A 15,711-nucleotide genomic window follows, 5' to 3' on the forward strand; every position below is an offset into this window, starting at 1 on the left:
ATGTAAGATTCAAGCCGTTTGAGGCCTTTTTCTCACTGGGTGAATTGGGATTGAAGGTTTTATATATTTCCTTTAACTCAAGCATTTGCCTTCCCTCCCTTTTTTCCGTTCTTCACAAAATGTTGACCCTTTAAATATGGTACTGCCAGGAATGCCGCTACAATCAAAGCACTCACCAATTTTAAATCCGTTGTTTCCAAACCAAGTTGCAATACAATGGTAATAACAACAAAATATAGGATTGCGCCAAAAATAACCCCAACCAAACGGAATGCAAAGTTATGAAATATTCTGCCGAATAAAACGCCGCCAATAATAACTGCCGCCAAACCGATTACAATGGCTCCACGTCCCATATTCACGTCAGCATTGCCTTGATACTGGGCATATAATGCACCTGCAATGCCCACTAATCCATTGGAAATCATCAGGCCAATTACCTTCATCACCTTTGTATTAATGCCCTGAGCTCTAGACATATTTTCGTTATTTCCTGTGGCACGGATTCCACGACCCAACTCCGTTCCGAAAAAACAGCACAGCAGATTGCCGAAACAATAACTGCCTTGGGAATGTCTCGCAAGCTTAAAATCAAGTTATATTTATCCACACTGATTGCTTGATTTGATTTCCCCATAATACGCATATTCACAGAATATAAACCAAGTTGGGTTAAAATTCCTGATAAAATGGCAGGAATACCAAAAGCTACATGGAAAACCCCTGTAACCAACCCTGCCAGCATACCTGCAATCCCCGCACAAATCAGAGCCACATAAGGATTATATCCTCCCAGCATCATCATTACCGCCACAGCGCCACCAGTACATAAACTACCATCCACGGTCAGGTCCGCATAGTCTAAAACCTTATACGTAATATAAACCCCTATGGCCAAAAGACCCCAAATGAGCCCTTGTGCCACAGAACCAGGTAATGCCTTCATCAAAGCCATCACATTCATTTTAATTCCCCCATTTTCATTTTTTCTCTTTGGCATGCTTAAGTAGAAAAAAGGGAGCGGTCAGTAATCTGCCCCGCTCTGCCTTTTATATTTTGAAATATTCTATTTACTGAATTGCTTCGAAACCTTCAGGCATTGTGATGTCTAAAGCTTTTGCGATTTCCGCATTATATTTGGGAACAATATTATCGGAAACAAAACCGATGGGTGTTGTTGCAGGGTCTCCACCATTTACCAAAATATCATATGCCATTTGACCAGCCTTCTGACCCAACTCATAGAAGCTGATACTCAATGTTGCCAAGCCGCCGGATTTGCACATACCTTCTTCTCCTGCAAAAACAGGGATTCCAGCAGGCACAGTTACATTTTTGACAATCTCCATATTGCTTGCCATCGTATTATCTGTGGGAATAAATACTGTGTCACATTCGCTCACTGCCTTTGTAATAACAGCCTGAATTTCATTGGAATCTGCCGCTGTATACTCTTTGAATTCAATTCCCGCTTCTGTCAAGGCTTTTTGTGCCAATTCAGACTGGAAAATAGAGTTTGGCTCTGCACTGCAATATACAATTGCTACCTTCTTTGCATCGGGGCAAACCTTCTGCAATAATTTGATTTGCTCATCAATGGGTGTTAAGTCGGAAACCCCTGTAACATTTCTGCCTGGTGCATCATTCGATTCAACAACACCTGCTGTTTTAAAGTCCGTAACCGATGTACCCACAATAGGGATCTCTGATGTAGCCGCAGCTGCCGCCTGAACTGCACCGGTTGCATTTGCCATAATCAAATCAACGTCGTCTGAAACAAACTTTGTTGCAATGGTCGTACAATTTGTACTTTCCCCTTGGGCATTTTGCACATCAAAGGTCACCGAATCCCCCAACAGCTCTTTCAGCTTATCCTGAAAGCCTTGGGTAGCTGCATCCAGAGCAGGGTGCTCCACCAACTGCATGATTCCCACTTTGTATGTTTTTCCTTCAGCACTATCCTCTGCGGGCTTTTCAGCTTTACTTCCACCGCCACAGCCTGTCATAGAGATTACCATTGCCGCCATAGCAGTCGCAGCAACCAAACGTATTTTATTCTTTTTCATTATACCACTCCCCCAAAAAGTTAACCGCTACTTTAATACATATATGCGGTTATGCATTAATTAATTAAAGCAATTATAACACGCATAAATTCAAAGTCAAGTTAAACCGTATTATTTTTCGTACAAAAAACTCTTTATTTTTTAAACAAATTTGACAAAAAGAAAAAGACCTGTCGGTTTAAACCAACAGGTCCTTCTATTTATGCCTTGATTATTGATTGCCCTGGAGCATTTTCTTTACAAAACTGCCAACGATTTTATTATCGGCCCGCCCAATTATCTTCGGTGTAATCACCGACATAACCTTACCCATTTCTTTTATGGAGGAGGCACCGGTTTCTTTTATGGCTTCTTCAACGATCGTCTGGATTTCGGTTTCGCTCAATTGCTCTGGAAGGTAACCCAACAAAATTTCAATCTCTTGATTGAGTTTTTCAAGTAGATCTGTTCTTCCGCTCTTCTCGAATTCGGGAAGGGAATCTCTTCTACTTTTCAGCTGCTTAGTGATTACTTCAATCACGCCGTCATCATCCAACTCGACTTTATTGTCCTTTTCGATCTGAAGGATGCCCGAACGGATCAGCTGAACTGTATCCTTTCGCACAGAATCCTTTTCTTTCATCGCAGTTTTTAAATCTGCAAAAAGTTGCTCTTTTAATGACATATCATCATCCCTCTTCGCCGTATAGAATTATTTAAATTTACGTTTTCTTGCGGCTTCGGATTTCTTTTTGCGCTTAACGCTGGGCTTGTCATAATGCTCTCTTTTGCGAACTTCGCCCATGATGCCATCTCTGGCACACGTTCTCTTAAAACGACGCAGTGCGCTGTCTAAGGATTCATTTTCTTTAACTTTTACCTCCGACATGAATTTCCCTCCCTCCAGATGCGAGATTCGGTTGTTGCCTATGATAAAAGGACGCCAGATTCGCCTTTCTACCATACATTTTAGAATTATACACAAAAAAGCAACACCCGTCAATATAAAGACCTCTATTTTTCTAAGAAAATATACACGCCCTCTATATCTTCTGCAACGGTTTTGGGGAAACATACTATATATTGATATCCGAAGCTATTTTTTTACTTTATTTGCTGTTTTTTCCTTTTCCACCTCCAAAGGACTGAAAACTAAAATTCCCAAGGGTGGTACCTGAATTGAGACACTCTGGCTGTAATGGTTCCACGGAACGTCCTCAGAAAGGATCTCTCCGCTGTTCATCACACCGCTGCCACCGAAAATAAGATTATCGCTGTTGAATATTTCTCGGTATTTCCCTTTATTTGGCACACCCAATCGGAACTGGGTATGAAGATTAGGGGTAAAGTTGCAAATGCAATAAACCTCTTTGTCCTCACTGCGGCGTATAAAAGATATAACAGAAGAATCTCTGTCATCGCAATCAATCCACTTAAACCCATGGGGATCAAAATCCTCTTTCCAAAAAACATCATTCTCTAAATAAAACTGATTCAGCTCACGAACATACGCCTGCATATGCTGATGGTCTGCATATTGCAACAAATGCCAATCCAAGCTTTTCGCTTCGCACCATTCATGATACTGACCAAATTCGCCCCCCATAAACAGCAGCTTTTTACCGGGATGCCCATACATAAAGCCATAGGCAAGGCGTAGATTTGCAAACCTCTGCCATTCATCCCCAGGCATTTTACCAACCATAGAGCTTTTTTCATGCACCACCTCATCATGAGAAAGTACAAGCATAAAATTTTCAGAATAATGGTAAGCCATGCCAAAGGTCAGGCGATTATGATGATTTTTACGAAATAAGGGGTTATTTTTCATATAAAACAGAAAATCATTCATCCACCCCATATTCCACTTTAGCGTAAAGCCCAAACCGCCTTCTCTGGGATCCTTAGTAACACCGGGCCACGAAGTGGATTCCTCAGCAATCATAAGTGCACTGGGCTCTTTTTCCCTGATGATGGAATTCATATGCTTAATAAACTCAATTGCCTCCAAATTTTCAGTACCACCATATTGATTTGGGGTCCATTCCCCTGGTTCCTTGCCAAAGTCAAGGTAAAGCATGGAAGCCACAGCATCCACCCGTAACCCATCAATATGATATTCCCTCAACCAAAACAAGGCATTGCTGATTAAAAAGTTGCTGACCTCTTTTCTGCCATAGTTGAACATATATGTGCCCCATTGCCTGTGCTCACCCCGACGAGGGTCAGCGTGTTCATACAGAGCAGTTCCATCAAAGCGTCCCAAGCCGAAGGAATCCTTGGGGAAATGGGCAGGTACCCAGTCTAAAAGCACCCCAATACCATTGTCATGGCAGGTATCTATAAAAAATTTAAATTCATCAGGCGTCCCAAATCGACTGGTGGGTGCAAAATATCCTGTAACCTGATACCCCCAGCTTCCATCAAAGGGGTGCTCCTGAACAGGTAAAAGTTCAATATGAGTATAGCCCATCTCCTTTACATATCTGATTAACTTATCTGCAAGCTCCACATAGCTAAGAAAGCGGTCGCCTTCTTCAGGTACTCTCATCCAAGAACCCAAATGTACTTCATACACATTCATGGGGATAGCATAAAGATTCTTCTTGCTTCTTGCTGTAAGCCAGCGTTTATCGTGCCATTTATATCTTTTGGTATGATAAAGTATAGATGCTGTTTCCGGGCGAACCTGGGCATATCTACCATAGGGGTCAGCCTTATCAACAGGTGTTCCGTCGCATTGAATTACATGAAACTTATATTGATCATTTTCCATCAAACCGGGAATAAAAAGTTCCCAAACGCCTGATACCCCTAGACGTCGCATGGGGTGGCGGCGACTGTCCCATTGATTAAAATTGCCAATGACGCTTACACTTTTTGCGCTGGGCGCCCAAACGGTGAAGGCTGCGCCTCTTGTCCCACCATGGGTTATTAACCGCCCCCCCATCTTATCATAAATCTCATAATGATTTCCAGCTCCAAATAAATATCTGTCATATTCAGAGATGGTGGGCAAAAAAGAATAAGGGTCATAGCTCTGCCATGTAATGCCGCTACTATTGGTATACTCCAGCATATAGCGAAACCATTCCTTACGATCCCATAGCAAAACTTCAAAGAAGCCATCCTCATGAATTTTGGTCATGGGATACTGCTTCTTCTTATTTTTCATATCAATTACAGTAATTTTTTGTGCATCAGGTAAAAAGGCCCTTACGCCAACGGCAGTTTCTCCGTCCAGTTCAATTTCGTGCATCCCTAGCACTCTATGAGGATCGTAATGTTCGCCATTCACGATTTGAAATATATCATACAGCTCTGTTATTTCCATAATATCAGCCCCTTTCTTTCTGTGCACTCTCATTTTATTCACCCAATTAGTCTACTTTATTATATACCACTTGTCCATTTGTTTCCATACAAAAATACAGGCGTTTTCGACACCCCCAATATAAATTTGACAAAAAAAGTACCGTCTTGTCATTGTGAAAAAATGGGGATATACTAAAAAGACAAAACGAACTGCAAAAAATTGTACGCTAAAGGAGGAATCATATGAAATTAATGTTTTTAGGTGCCGCCCATGAGGTAACTGGCAGCTGTCATTATATCGAAGCCTGCGGCAAAAGCATTCTTTTTGATTGCGGCATGGAACAGGGACGAGATACTTATGAGAATCAAGAAATTCCCGTGCCTGCTTCTGCAATTGATTACGTATTTCTTTCCCATGCTCATATTGACCATTCAGGGCTTTTGCCCCTTCTCTACAAAAATGGTTTCCGTGGCCAGATTTATGCAACGGAAGCAACCACAGACCTCTGTCGTATAATGCTTTTAGATAGCGCCCATATTCAGGAATTTGAAGCCCAGTGGCGAAACCGAAAGGCAAAAAGGGCTGGAACTGCCCCCTTTGAACCCCTCTATACCACCGAGGAAGCCTCTGCTGTTTCTTCTCTCTTTCATGCTTGCGATTATGAAACAGAAATTCCCGTAACCCAAGGGATTACCATTCGCTTTACCGATGTTGGCCACCTTTTGGGTTCCTCTAGTATTGAAGTTTGGCTGACCGAAGGGGAAATTACCAAAAAAGTGGTCTTCTCCGGAGATATCGGTAATCTCAATCAGCCCATCATCCATGACCCACGCTATACCAAGGAAGCTGACTATGTCATTATGGAAAGCACCTATGGTGACAGACTGCATAACCCGCCGCCTGATTATGTTTTGGAATTGGCAAGGCATATTCAAGAAACCTTTGACCGTGGTGGAAATTTAGTAATACCGGCCTTCGCCGTTGGTCGAACCCAAGAAATGCTGTATTTTATTCGCGAAATCAAAGAAAGAGGTCTGATTAAAAACCATGAGAATTTCAAGGTTTATGTAGACAGTCCCCTTGCAATAGAGGCAACGAAAATTTTCACAGAAAACCGAATGGACTGTTATGACACTAAGGCCATGGAACTTGTGAAAAGCGGAATCAATCCACTGGAATTTAACGGACTGGTTACCGCTGTAACGCCTGAGGATTCTCAGGCAATTAACTTTGATAAAGCCCCAAAGGTAATTATTTCTGCCTCAGGCATGTGTGAAGCAGGACGCATTCGTCATCATTTAAAGCATAACTTATGGCGAAAAGAAAGCACCATCCTTTTCGTTGGCTATCAAGCCATGGGAACCCTAGGCAGAATTATTGTGGAAGGTGCTACAGAGGTTCGTCTGTTCGGTGAAACCATTACCGTAAATGCCCATATAGAACAGTTGGCTGGTGTCAGCGGCCACGCCGATAAAAAGGGTCTGCTTAACTGGATTAATCATTTTGAGCCAAAACCCGAAAGAGTATTTGTTGTTCACGGAGATGACCTTGTTGCAGATGAATTTGCCCGCTGTTTAAAAGAAGACTATCAGCTCCAGTCTGTTGCCCCCTATAGCGGTGCTTGCTATGACTTGGCAACAGGGATTCTATTGGCTGAGGGTGTTAAAATCCCCGTTAGGCCAAAAGAATATCCTCAACAAAGAGGTGTATCCTCCGGCGGAAAGCGTGCACTGTATTTGGCAAATCAGCTTGATTTGGCATACCAACGTCTCACCCGTATTATCAATCAAAACAAGGGCGGTGCAAATAAAGATATGGAACAGCTGTTAAAGCAGTTGGAGGAATTTGCCGATAAGCTAGAGCAGTAATCTTTTTCAATTAAGACCATAGGACATTTTATAAAAAACCAGGGCATCCTCGTACATAAAACGGGATGCCCTTTCTTTGAATCTACTTATCATTTCTCAGGTACTTCAACATACATTTTATAGCTAATACAGCTAGTGTAACCCCTAACCCAAAGCGCACAACGGCTACAACTACCATTAACAAAGAGCCCATTGTAGCAAAAGAATTCATCGCCTCCATGCAGCTCCTCCCATGCTTATTTAATCCATCTTTTTAGTTTATCATGTTCTTAGTGTTTAAACAACCACGCCTTTTAGATCTACGGTTAACATAATCCATCTCATAGCCCCGTTCGCTTTTGTTTGATAAACGCATTTTAAGCTAGATACCATGATTAAATAATGAAACAGCTCCATGAAAACTCAGCACAGAAAAACCATCAAAAGTCAAGGATGTTTACAAATCAGTTTTATAAACATCCTTTCTATTTTTCATATATTTGTGATATGAAACTAACCAGTTACTTTCCTGCAACCGCCATTCCCCGAACCAAAACCGAGGGAGAACCCTTCCCCCCTGCGGCGAAATACAGGTCCTCTCCCACTTCCAAAATATCTTTCAAAAGGGTATAAAAATTCCCTGCAACGGTAATCTGCTCCACAGGTCTTATTATTTTACCATTTTCCACCAAAAATCCTTCTGCTGATAGGGAAAAATCCCCCGAAACCCCATTGGTTCCCGCATGAAGTCCCATAAAGTCAGTAATAAAAAGACCATTCTCCATTTGAGAGAAAAGATTCTCTAATGTCTTTTCTCCTTTTTGAATATAGAAATTGGTGCACGCCGTTTTCACAGGGGAAGTCAATCCTGCTTTAAAACCATTCCCGGTGGACATAACACCGTCTTTTTTTGCCGACTTCCGATTATATAACAAGGTTTTCAAAAATCCTCCTTCTATAACAGCCTTATTTCTTCCTGCAACCCCTTCACTGTCAAAGGGCACGGAAGAATATCCGCCCTCTATCAGTGCATCATCTCGTAGGGTAACACAAGAAGAAGCAATCTGCTCGCCTACTCTGTCCTTGAGTAAGGAAAAGCCCTTTTGCACATTTTCACCAAAGAAAATGCCGCTAAAAGAGGATAACAACGAAGTCATTGCCTTACCATCTAAAACCACTGTATAATTGCCGCTATCTACAGAACCAGCGCCCAAAAGCTCAGCACCACGCTTCGCTGCTTTCCTGCCTGTTTCCTCAGGGTTAAACTCAGCCCAATCGGTACCCTTCCAAAAAGCGGAGCCTTTTTTTGTTTCTTCCCCGGCCCTGGCAATGGCACTGACGTAGCCCGAGGCAAAATTTTTGGTATAAGAAATATCCAAACCCAGACTGTTGACAATAGAAACTTCTTTTTTCCCAATGCCCAAAACACAATAATCAAGAGATGCGATGCTTTCGGCACCATTTAAAGCCGCTTCCTCCATGCGCTTGGCAAGTTGAATTCGTTTTTCCACACAAACTCGTTCCAATTCCGGGTAATAACCGGTAAATTCCGGATATGCCTCACCACCAAATAAATCCTCATGCTCTTCTTCTGTCATAAGCAACGCATTTTCTCTGGCCGAGTCTACCAAAAAAGGAATGCAGTTTTCCTCTAAGCGTTCCGAAAAAGCATATCCTGTGCGTCCATGGTAGGTTCCACGAAAGGCAACCCCCGCTTCACTACTGTTTTCGTAGTTGGACACTTCGCCTTCCATCAATAAAACCTCAAAGCTTTCGCCGCCTAAATAAAACACCTCACAATCGGTAAAGCCTTCTTTCAGCGCTTCTTCTATCATTTTTTTTTGCAAAGCTTGTCTATCCAAAGTCCTTACCCCCTTCCGCCAACGGTCATTTCTTTTACCCGAATCATAGGCTGTCCTACATCCGTGGGGATAGAACCGCTGATACTGCCACACATCCCTTGGGCGCGGGCAAGATTATTTCCAACCATGTCAATCTGCATCAAAACCTCCATGCCCTTACCGATTAAAGTTGCTCCTCGCACAGGTTCTGCAATTTTTCCATCTCGAATCAGATAGCCCTCCAAAACAGCAAAATTAAAAGCGCCGGTGGCCGGGTCCACACTGCCACCACCCATTTGCTTTGCATACAGACCATATTTCGTGTTGGATATGATTTCAGAAGTAGTGCTTTTTCCGTTGTCAATAAATGTATTGGTCATACGGCTGGTAGGCGCATAGCGATAGCTTTCCCTTCTTGATGAACCTGTCGGTTTGGCCCCCATACGTCTGCCGTTTAATTTATCTACCAAATAAGAACGCAAAATTCCGTTTTCAATCAAAACATTTTGTTGCGTAGGCGTCCCCTCGTCATCCATTGCGGCAGAACCCCAACCGTTGGGGATGGTACCGTCATCAATGGCCGTCACTACAGTGGACGCAATTTGCTGTCCCATTTTGCCTGCAAACACAGAAGCATTTCTTGCCACTGCCGTAGCTTCCAAGCTATGTCCACAAGCCTCATGAAAGATAACACCACCAAAACCATTATCAATCACCACAGGCATTCTTCCGGCAGGGCAAGGCTTTGCACCTAGCATGGTAACGGCAATTCTGGCTGCCTCTCTTGCCTTCTCTTCTACATCAATCATATCATAAAGTTCGAAGCCTACAGAACCACCGGGCCCCAAATGTCCGCTTTGTTTCTCCGTTGCTGAAGAAGCAATGGCCTCCACCGTAAAACGACTACGTACCCGCTGTTCTTCTGCCCAAAGTCCATCTGTATTGGCAATAAAAACATCCTTTACAATATCCAGACAGCCTGTCCTAGTTTGATGAATCAACGGACTATATTTTTTTGCCGCTTCCGCCGCCAAAAACAGCTTCTCTGCCTTCCTATTTTTCTCCACTGTATCAGGCATGATCAGAATGGGATTTCTGCAAGCCATATCCATTCTCTGCCATCCTTGTATTGGGTAAACCCGATCTCCCCTTGCCGCCGCAGCCGCTTCTCTGGCAATGCGAATTAAATTTTTTTCCGAAGTATCATTCGTAAAACCGTAAATTGCTTTATTTTGAAAAAACAATCGAATGCCAAGGCCATAATCCAGACCGCTTTGCACTGACTCCACTTTACCATTTACCACACTTATGGAATTTCGTTTGGTCTGCTCCATGTATATTTCTGCAAAATCGGCTCCCGAACCCAATGCCGCCGACAGTGTATTTTCCACCACATTTTTGTTTAGCATAAGCCACCTTCCTTTCTTTCTTTTTCCTCTGTTTCCTCTAAGTATAGACTTACTGCTTCCAAATAATGCAATAAACCATTGCCTGTTTTCTGAATGCGGTATTTTTCTGCAAATGCCTCAACAGGAATGGACTTTCGTCCACCTTTTTCCGCTTCCTCCCAAAACCTCTTCAAAATTTCAAAAGGCAGTAAAAAGTATGATTCTAAAGCAGTAAAATGCACCAGAAGAAAAGCCAGTCCCCGCTGAGCACGAAAATCCGCCATGAATTCTATCTGGTGCTGATGTATATTTTGTAATGGTAGATGCTTATGTGATGTTTCCTTTGCATCAAAACAAACGGGCACTCCCTGGGCAACCCCGATATAATCAACCGTACTTTGCTTTTCAAAATAAGCTAAAGTAATGGTCTTGTTTTCTTGATTAATTTTTACCGGCGTAATGGGCGTAGGCACCTTTTGAAAAAGCGCCAGCCCTCTTTGCCGATACTTCTCGTTGGTAAAATTAATGTTTTCTTCTAACGAGCTTCCCCTGAGTCCCCTTGAATTCCAGTGTGACATTTTTCCTCCTAAAAATATGTATATCGTTCTGCCAAAAAGTGATCCCTCTCCCCACGCTTTCATTGTCTTATTATACCATATCCATGGCAAAAAGAGAAATCAAAGCACCTGGCAAAAACCTCTCATATTTGGCAAATTTATATTTCAATTTCAGTCCCTATGTGAAAGTCATAATCAACCCGAAATCGTTATCGTGCATTCTTTCTATATATCACTCTACCAAATCGCCTGCTGTAACAAAGGTAATTCCCTGTTTTTCTAATTCAGGAATTAATTCTTCAATCGCCCGTTCTGTTACATCTCCCCCCTCAGGGCCTACGTGGCCGATTGCCAGGGCTTTTCCTTCCTTTAAAGCAATTGCTGCCGCCTTACGAAGGTTTTTCTTTACCGTTTCCACATCATTGGTACCATCTAAAAATACACTTCTTTTAAAAAATGGTATTCCTTTTTCCGCTGTCAAATCTTTTGCCACACTATTGCAAGTGGTCACACTATCAATAAAAAAACCATTTTTCTCCTTAACAATATCCAAAACATCCCCCAAACATCTGGCGCTCTCTGTAATTGCAGAACCCATATGGTTATTCATACCAACTGCTTCTGGTAAAATAGCGTAGGCCTCCTCAACCACAGCCTTGATTTCATCGTCGGTCATGTCCAAAAAAATACCCTTATCTCCAACCCACTCTCGTTTTCCCATTGTTGATTCCATAGGCATATGTATAATAACTTCCTTGCCTGCCGCAACTGCTTTTTTTGCATTTTCACCCGAATATTCCGAAAAAGGCATTACCGCCGCCGTGAAAGGAATGGGCAACGCAAGCATTTTATCCGTTCCATTTCCGTTGTATCCAAAATCATCAATCACTATGGCAAGTTTCCCACTTGGCGTCATATTGGCCGCCCTGACTGCCTGTCTTTGCGCAGTCATTCTTCCGCCCATAAAACAAAAGGCAAATAGTATTAAATAACACAACCCGCTTTTCCAGCTTATTTTCATTTTCCTCAGCCTTTCTATGCCGTTTGTTATTTATAGATACACAGGATATTTGTCCAATATGCCCTTTTTAACAAACAGAAGGAGAGAAAACCCTTTACAAGCTCGGCTTTTACGCTTCATCATTATAATAATCTCTTTTCCCCGATGTATTGCAGTTGCTCTTCCAACTGTAAAATTCATAGGAAACCAAGGCCATCGCCAGTAAAAACGCCATGGTATCTGCTATAGGTGCAGCGTTTAGTGCACCATCCATGCCATTTCTTTGTGAAAGCAGCAAAGCCAAAGGAATCAAAAACAGCACTTGCCTGGCCAAGGCCACCAACAGGGCCTTCATGGGCTTGCCAATGGCTTGAAAGAAAGATGCCGTAATCTGAGGTGGACCGTATAAAAAGAAAGCAAGCATATAAGCGCGGAAACAATGCTCTGCAAATTCCAAAAACAAGGGTTCATCTTGTACAAAAATCTCTGCAATAAATGCACCACCCCATCGAAAAATTCCAAACCAAACAAAAGAAATGACAAGAGATGCAAAAAATCCAATACGATAGGTTTGACGCACACGATCAAACTGTTTTGCACCAAAATTAAATCCATGAATGGGCTGTGTTCCTGCTGAAAGCCCCACAAACATTGCATGGGCAATCTGATATAGCTTTGTCATAACCCCATAAGCAGAAAGGGCAATTTCACTACCATAGATACTTAATGAGCCATATTTGCGCATTAAATTATACATAACAATTTGAGTGGCTGCTGTGGCAGTCTGCATACAGAAGCTGGGAAAGCCCAGTTTAAAAATGCCCACAGCATAGTTTCTATCTAAGGCCATTTTTTCTTTTGAAAAACGAATATGTTCCATTCTAGGAATATACGCCAAAGCAAGGCTTCCTGATACAAATTGACCAATAATTGTGGCCAAAGCTGCACCCTTCACCCCCATTTCAAACCCCATAATGAAAATGGGGTCCAGTATTAAATTAATTGCAGCCCCAAGCATCATGGTGCGCATCATATAGCGTGGATTACCGTCCGCCCGAATCACAGCAGTAAGAGCCATGGTCAGTACAGAAAAGGGTACACCCCACAAAAGAATCTTGGTATATTCCGCAGAAATATCCAGAACTGACATAGAAGCACCAAAGAATAAAAGGAGAGGTTTTAAAAATACCATCCCCACAATGAAAATTCCAACTCCCGCCAATAAAAGCAATAGCAAACCGTTGGCAAAAAAACTTTCTACTTTCTCTTCTTCCTTGCGTCCTAAGGCAAGGCTAATATTTGCGGCACACCCATCACCAATCATCAAGGCCAATGCCGCAGTTAGAATAAACAGCGGAAATGCCACGTTAGTTGCCGCCACACCATCAATCCCCACTGAATGCCCAATAAAAATTTGATCCACAATATTATATAAGCTGTTTACAATTAAAGTCAGTGCAGTGGGAACCGAAAATTGAACCAAAAGCTTTCCAATTCTTTCCGTGCCCAATTTATTTTCCTGTGCCATACCAACGCCCCCTAGAATAACAGCATACGAAAATACCACCCTGAATAACATTTATCCAGTGGTTTTAATGATTGTTTAAAATTTTCATCTGATTACTTTTCAAGGACACCCTTTCTTATCAATAAAATAAAAGCACCCTGCCCAAGTTGGGGTAGAATGCTTTTCCATCAATTTTTGCGCAGAAAAAGGCAGCCCACCACCGTGAGTGTTCCATAACCTTCTTCTCTCATCCAGACTGACTGTCGGCTTCGCATTGCAACGAATCCTGCTTTGGCCTTCACCTTAGCTCGCGGGCTTTTACCGCCGGTATGGTATCTCCCATTTCCGAAGAATTGTTTTTATTTCATAGTATACGATACATCCTAAAAAATAATGGCATTTCCTTCTGTCAAGCTAATATTTTCTTTAGAAGAGTCTATACTCCTCCTGATATACTGATGGTATCACAGGAAAAAACCCAAGTCAACGAAATCATCCTTTTATCTCAGCGCCACAAAACATACAAAACCGTTGCCCTGCTTTTACACCACCACCGCAATTGGGGCAAAATTGCGGCCATTCCGTTGCTTTCTCATGGTTTTCACTAAAAACAGCTTCTGCTTTGTCTTGAACTGTCTCATCCTCAGACTGTTCTGTAATCTCGTCCTCCAATGCTTTTGCTTTGACCCGCTCATCCAAAACTGCTTCCCGTTCTTTTTTTACTTTTTCAATATCAAACATGTACTGACGAATACGATCTTGACTGTTGACAACTTTATCGCAAATCAACATTGCCTCTTCGTCTAGTTTTTCTCCAACTGCAAATTTTGCCCAATAGTACTCGCCCAACTCTCTCTGATAGCACTGAATGTTTCCTTTTTCAATGGCAATTTCACCATTTAAGCGATTAATCTCCAAGCTATCTCCTGCTTTTTCTGTCAAACTCCTGGCCGCTTCGCCCAATTTATCAAAAAAATCCATATTTATGACTCCTTCCCCAATTTTCAACATCGTACTCCTAGTTTTTATTATAGGTATTATGAGTCAAAAATCAATTCTCACTGCATCTTTTTTTGCATTTTTTCACATAATGAGCTTAGGAGGTGAAAGCATGAAAATTTTTCAGGATATATCAACCCTTAAGCCTGAACTGGCTAAGGAAATTGCTCATAACGACTCAGATATGAAACGCTTTTATACCCTAACCACCGAAGAGCGTCAAGATGTTCTTGGTCGTATTAGCCAGAATAACTCTCTTCAAGAGTTGGAAAAAGCCAATGGTGAAAGAAAATAATGCTTTTTTAAGAAATGCAACTTTGTTTTTCTTACCGCCTACCTTTGGGTGCCGACTTTGTTGGCACCTTTTTTAAAAAACAGCTTATCCCTTTTTGCCTTCTCGCTTTTATGTTTTTCAGTCTCTCCTCTTCACGTTTAATTGAATAAATGAATAAATTATCAGTATTTTCCATATTTCAGTAGCCTTTTCTTTTTCATTTCTTTCAAAAACATTAATATATTTTTACAGAAAATTAACATATCTACAAAAAAACACACACGGCTCAGTTGCTTTATGAAAAAATTATATTTTCTTTCATAACTTTTTTCCAAAGGTTCATACATTTCATGTCCCTTTTTCGCTTATTTTCCCACCTAGACTATGCGTCATAACAAAATATTATACAATTCGGCTTTATCCTATTTACATCATCAGAGTCCCACCGTATAATTAAAATACCTTTTTAAGCATCGAGTTTTCAGTAATAAGAGGGAGCCATTAATCATGGAATTGTTAAAACGCAGAATTATCAACGACGGAACAGAAATAGGCACGGAGATCGTTAAGGTGGATTCTTTTTTGAATCACCAGTTGGATATTGGCTTATTTATGGCATTAGGCAAAGAAATTTATCGCCGCTTCGGAAACATGGGAATCAACAAAATTCTCACTATAGAAGCCTCCGGTATTGGCATTGCCGCCATAGCAGCCATTTATTTCGATCTAGTGCCTGTTGTTTTTGCAAAAAAAGCACAACCCAGCACAATGAACGAGGACTTCTATGGTGCACCCGTAAAATCCTTTACAAAGGGCACTGTTTCCATTGCCAAGGTTTCTAAGCAATACTTGAGCAAGGATGACAAGGTTCTTATCATTGATGATTTCCTTGCCCATGGCGAAGCAGCGGCAGGTCTCGCAAACCTTGTTGAGCAAG

The 15,711-nt window shown here is 41.8% G+C and carries 14 protein-coding genes, 2 pseudogenes and 1 riboswitch; of the genes and pseudogenes, 3 read left to right on the forward strand and 13 right to left on the reverse strand.

The annotated features are described in order from the left end of the window. From RTK36_RS16550 to glgB, 6 genes and pseudogenes are all read right to left on the reverse strand, one after another. A pseudogene (locus tag RTK36_RS16550) lies at positions 1–85 on the reverse strand (ABC transporter ATP-binding protein); the annotation flags it as partial. Beyond that, a pseudogene (locus RTK36_RS16555) lies at positions 78–964 on the reverse strand (ABC transporter permease). The pseudogenes RTK36_RS16555 and RTK36_RS16550, both read right to left, overlap by 8 nt. 106 nt (positions 965–1,070) lie before the next feature. Beyond that, positions 1,071–2,066: an ABC transporter substrate-binding protein gene (locus tag RTK36_RS03825; protein ID WP_312044517.1), complete on the reverse strand. Its 996-nt coding sequence runs from the start codon at positions 2,064–2,066 to the stop codon at positions 1,071–1,073. 211 nt (positions 2,067–2,277) lie between these two features. Then, entirely contained in the window at positions 2,278–2,730 is a 453-nt protein-coding gene (locus tag RTK36_RS03830; protein ID WP_312044519.1) for a GatB/YqeY domain-containing protein, read from the reverse strand. Between the two features lie 27 nt (positions 2,731–2,757). Then, a complete protein-coding gene (gene rpsU, locus RTK36_RS03835; RefSeq protein ID WP_022255363.1) occupies positions 2,758–2,934 on the reverse strand; it encodes a 30S ribosomal protein S21 in 177 nt (58 codons plus the stop codon). Between the two features lie 207 nt (positions 2,935–3,141). Next, positions 3,142–5,379 (reverse strand): 1,4-alpha-glucan branching protein GlgB, encoded by a 2,238-nt coding sequence (gene glgB / locus RTK36_RS03840; protein ID WP_312044522.1) that lies wholly within the window; start codon positions 5,377–5,379, stop codon positions 3,142–3,144. A gap of 224 nt (positions 5,380–5,603) precedes the next feature. Here glgB and RTK36_RS03845 point away from each other — a divergent pair, with 224 nt between their 5' ends. Continuing rightward, positions 5,604–7,229, forward strand: a complete 1,626-nt coding sequence (locus tag RTK36_RS03845; protein ID WP_312044524.1) for an MBL fold metallo-hydrolase — start codon at positions 5,604–5,606, stop codon at positions 7,227–7,229. An 82-nt stretch (positions 7,230–7,311) separates the two neighbouring features. Here the strand turns inward: RTK36_RS03845 and RTK36_RS03850 are convergent, their stop codons facing one another. The 7 genes from RTK36_RS03850 to RTK36_RS03880 form a co-directional block, all read right to left on the reverse strand. Continuing rightward, complete coding sequence (locus RTK36_RS03850) at positions 7,312–7,449, reverse strand: hypothetical protein (protein WP_312044526.1); 138 nt, start codon at positions 7,447–7,449, stop codon at positions 7,312–7,314. A 280-nt stretch (positions 7,450–7,729) separates the two neighbouring features. Further along, positions 7,730–9,070 (reverse strand): TldD/PmbA family protein, encoded by a 1,341-nt coding sequence (locus RTK36_RS03855; protein ID WP_312044528.1) that lies wholly within the window; start codon positions 9,068–9,070, stop codon positions 7,730–7,732. A gap of 5 nt (positions 9,071–9,075) precedes the next feature. After that, complete coding sequence (locus RTK36_RS03860) at positions 9,076–10,458, reverse strand: TldD/PmbA family protein (protein WP_312044530.1); 1,383 nt, start codon at positions 10,456–10,458, stop codon at positions 9,076–9,078. After that, positions 10,452–11,015 (reverse strand): Holliday junction resolvase RecU, encoded by a 564-nt coding sequence (locus RTK36_RS03865; RefSeq protein ID WP_312044532.1) that lies wholly within the window; start codon positions 11,013–11,015, stop codon positions 10,452–10,454. Before RTK36_RS03865 ends, RTK36_RS03860 begins: the two co-directional genes overlap by 7 nt. 211 nt (positions 11,016–11,226) lie before the next feature. Next, positions 11,227–12,015, reverse strand: a complete 789-nt coding sequence (locus RTK36_RS03870; protein ID WP_312044534.1) for a divergent polysaccharide deacetylase family protein — start codon at positions 12,013–12,015, stop codon at positions 11,227–11,229. A 109-nt stretch (positions 12,016–12,124) separates the two neighbouring features. Further along, positions 12,125–13,522 carry an MATE family efflux transporter gene (locus RTK36_RS03875; RefSeq protein WP_312044536.1) on the reverse strand — a complete coding sequence of 466 codons (1,398 nt, stop codon included), beginning with the start codon at positions 13,520–13,522 and terminating at the stop codon, positions 12,125–12,127. A 214-nt stretch (positions 13,523–13,736) separates the two neighbouring features. After that, positions 13,737–13,858: riboswitch (FMN riboswitch) on the reverse strand. 135 nt (positions 13,859–13,993) lie between these two features. After that, complete coding sequence (locus tag RTK36_RS03880; protein WP_312044538.1) at positions 13,994–14,482, reverse strand: zinc ribbon domain-containing protein; 489 nt, start codon at positions 14,480–14,482, stop codon at positions 13,994–13,996. Between the two features lie 130 nt (positions 14,483–14,612). On the opposite strand from RTK36_RS03880, the gene RTK36_RS03885 reads away from it, so the two are divergent. Both RTK36_RS03885 and RTK36_RS03890 read left to right on the forward strand, forming a co-directional pair. Next, positions 14,613–14,795: a hypothetical protein gene (locus RTK36_RS03885; RefSeq protein WP_312044540.1), complete on the forward strand. Its 183-nt coding sequence runs from the start codon at positions 14,613–14,615 to the stop codon at positions 14,793–14,795. A 486-nt stretch (positions 14,796–15,281) separates the two neighbouring features. Beyond that, on the forward strand, positions 15,282–15,711 hold a 430-nt coding region (locus RTK36_RS03890), incomplete at its 3' end, for a xanthine phosphoribosyltransferase (RefSeq protein WP_331654960.1).

The sequence above is a fragment of the Anaerotignum sp. genome, assembly GCF_031981185.1.
GTDB lineage: Bacteria > Bacillota > Clostridia > Lachnospirales > Anaerotignaceae > Chakrabartyella.

Bases quoted from the DNA above. Each gene is read 5' to 3' on its own strand.
- RTK36_RS03830 (WP_312044519.1), bottom strand. From the start codon at position 2,730: ATGTCATTAAAAGAGCAACTTTTTGCAGATTTAAAAACTGCGATGAAA.
- RTK36_RS03880 (WP_312044538.1), bottom strand. From the start codon at position 14,482: ATGGATTTTTTTGATAAATTGGGCGAAGCGGCCAGGAGTTTGACAGAA.
- RTK36_RS03875 (WP_312044536.1), bottom strand. From the start codon at position 13,522: ATGGCACAGGAAAATAAATTGGGCACGGAAAGAATTGGAAAGCTTTTG.
- RTK36_RS03845 (WP_312044524.1), top strand. From the start codon at position 5,604: ATGAAATTAATGTTTTTAGGTGCCGCCCATGAGGTAACTGGCAGCTGT.
- RTK36_RS03860 (WP_312044530.1), bottom strand. From the start codon at position 10,458: ATGCTAAACAAAAATGTGGTGGAAAATACACTGTCGGCGGCATTGGGT.
- RTK36_RS03885 (WP_312044540.1), top strand. From the start codon at position 14,613: ATGAAAATTTTTCAGGATATATCAACCCTTAAGCCTGAACTGGCTAAG.
- rpsU (WP_022255363.1), bottom strand. From the start codon at position 2,934: ATGTCGGAGGTAAAAGTTAAAGAAAATGAATCCTTAGACAGCGCACTG.
- RTK36_RS03865 (WP_312044532.1), bottom strand. From the start codon at position 11,015: ATGTCACACTGGAATTCAAGGGGACTCAGGGGAAGCTCGTTAGAAGAA.
- glgB (WP_312044522.1), bottom strand. From the start codon at position 5,379: ATGGAAATAACAGAGCTGTATGATATATTTCAAATCGTGAATGGCGAA.
- RTK36_RS03850 (WP_312044526.1), bottom strand. From the start codon at position 7,449: ATGGAGGCGATGAATTCTTTTGCTACAATGGGCTCTTTGTTAATGGTA.
- RTK36_RS03870 (WP_312044534.1), bottom strand. From the start codon at position 12,015: ATGAAAATAAGCTGGAAAAGCGGGTTGTGTTATTTAATACTATTTGCC.
- RTK36_RS03825 (WP_312044517.1), bottom strand. From the start codon at position 2,066: ATGAAAAAGAATAAAATACGTTTGGTTGCTGCGACTGCTATGGCGGCA.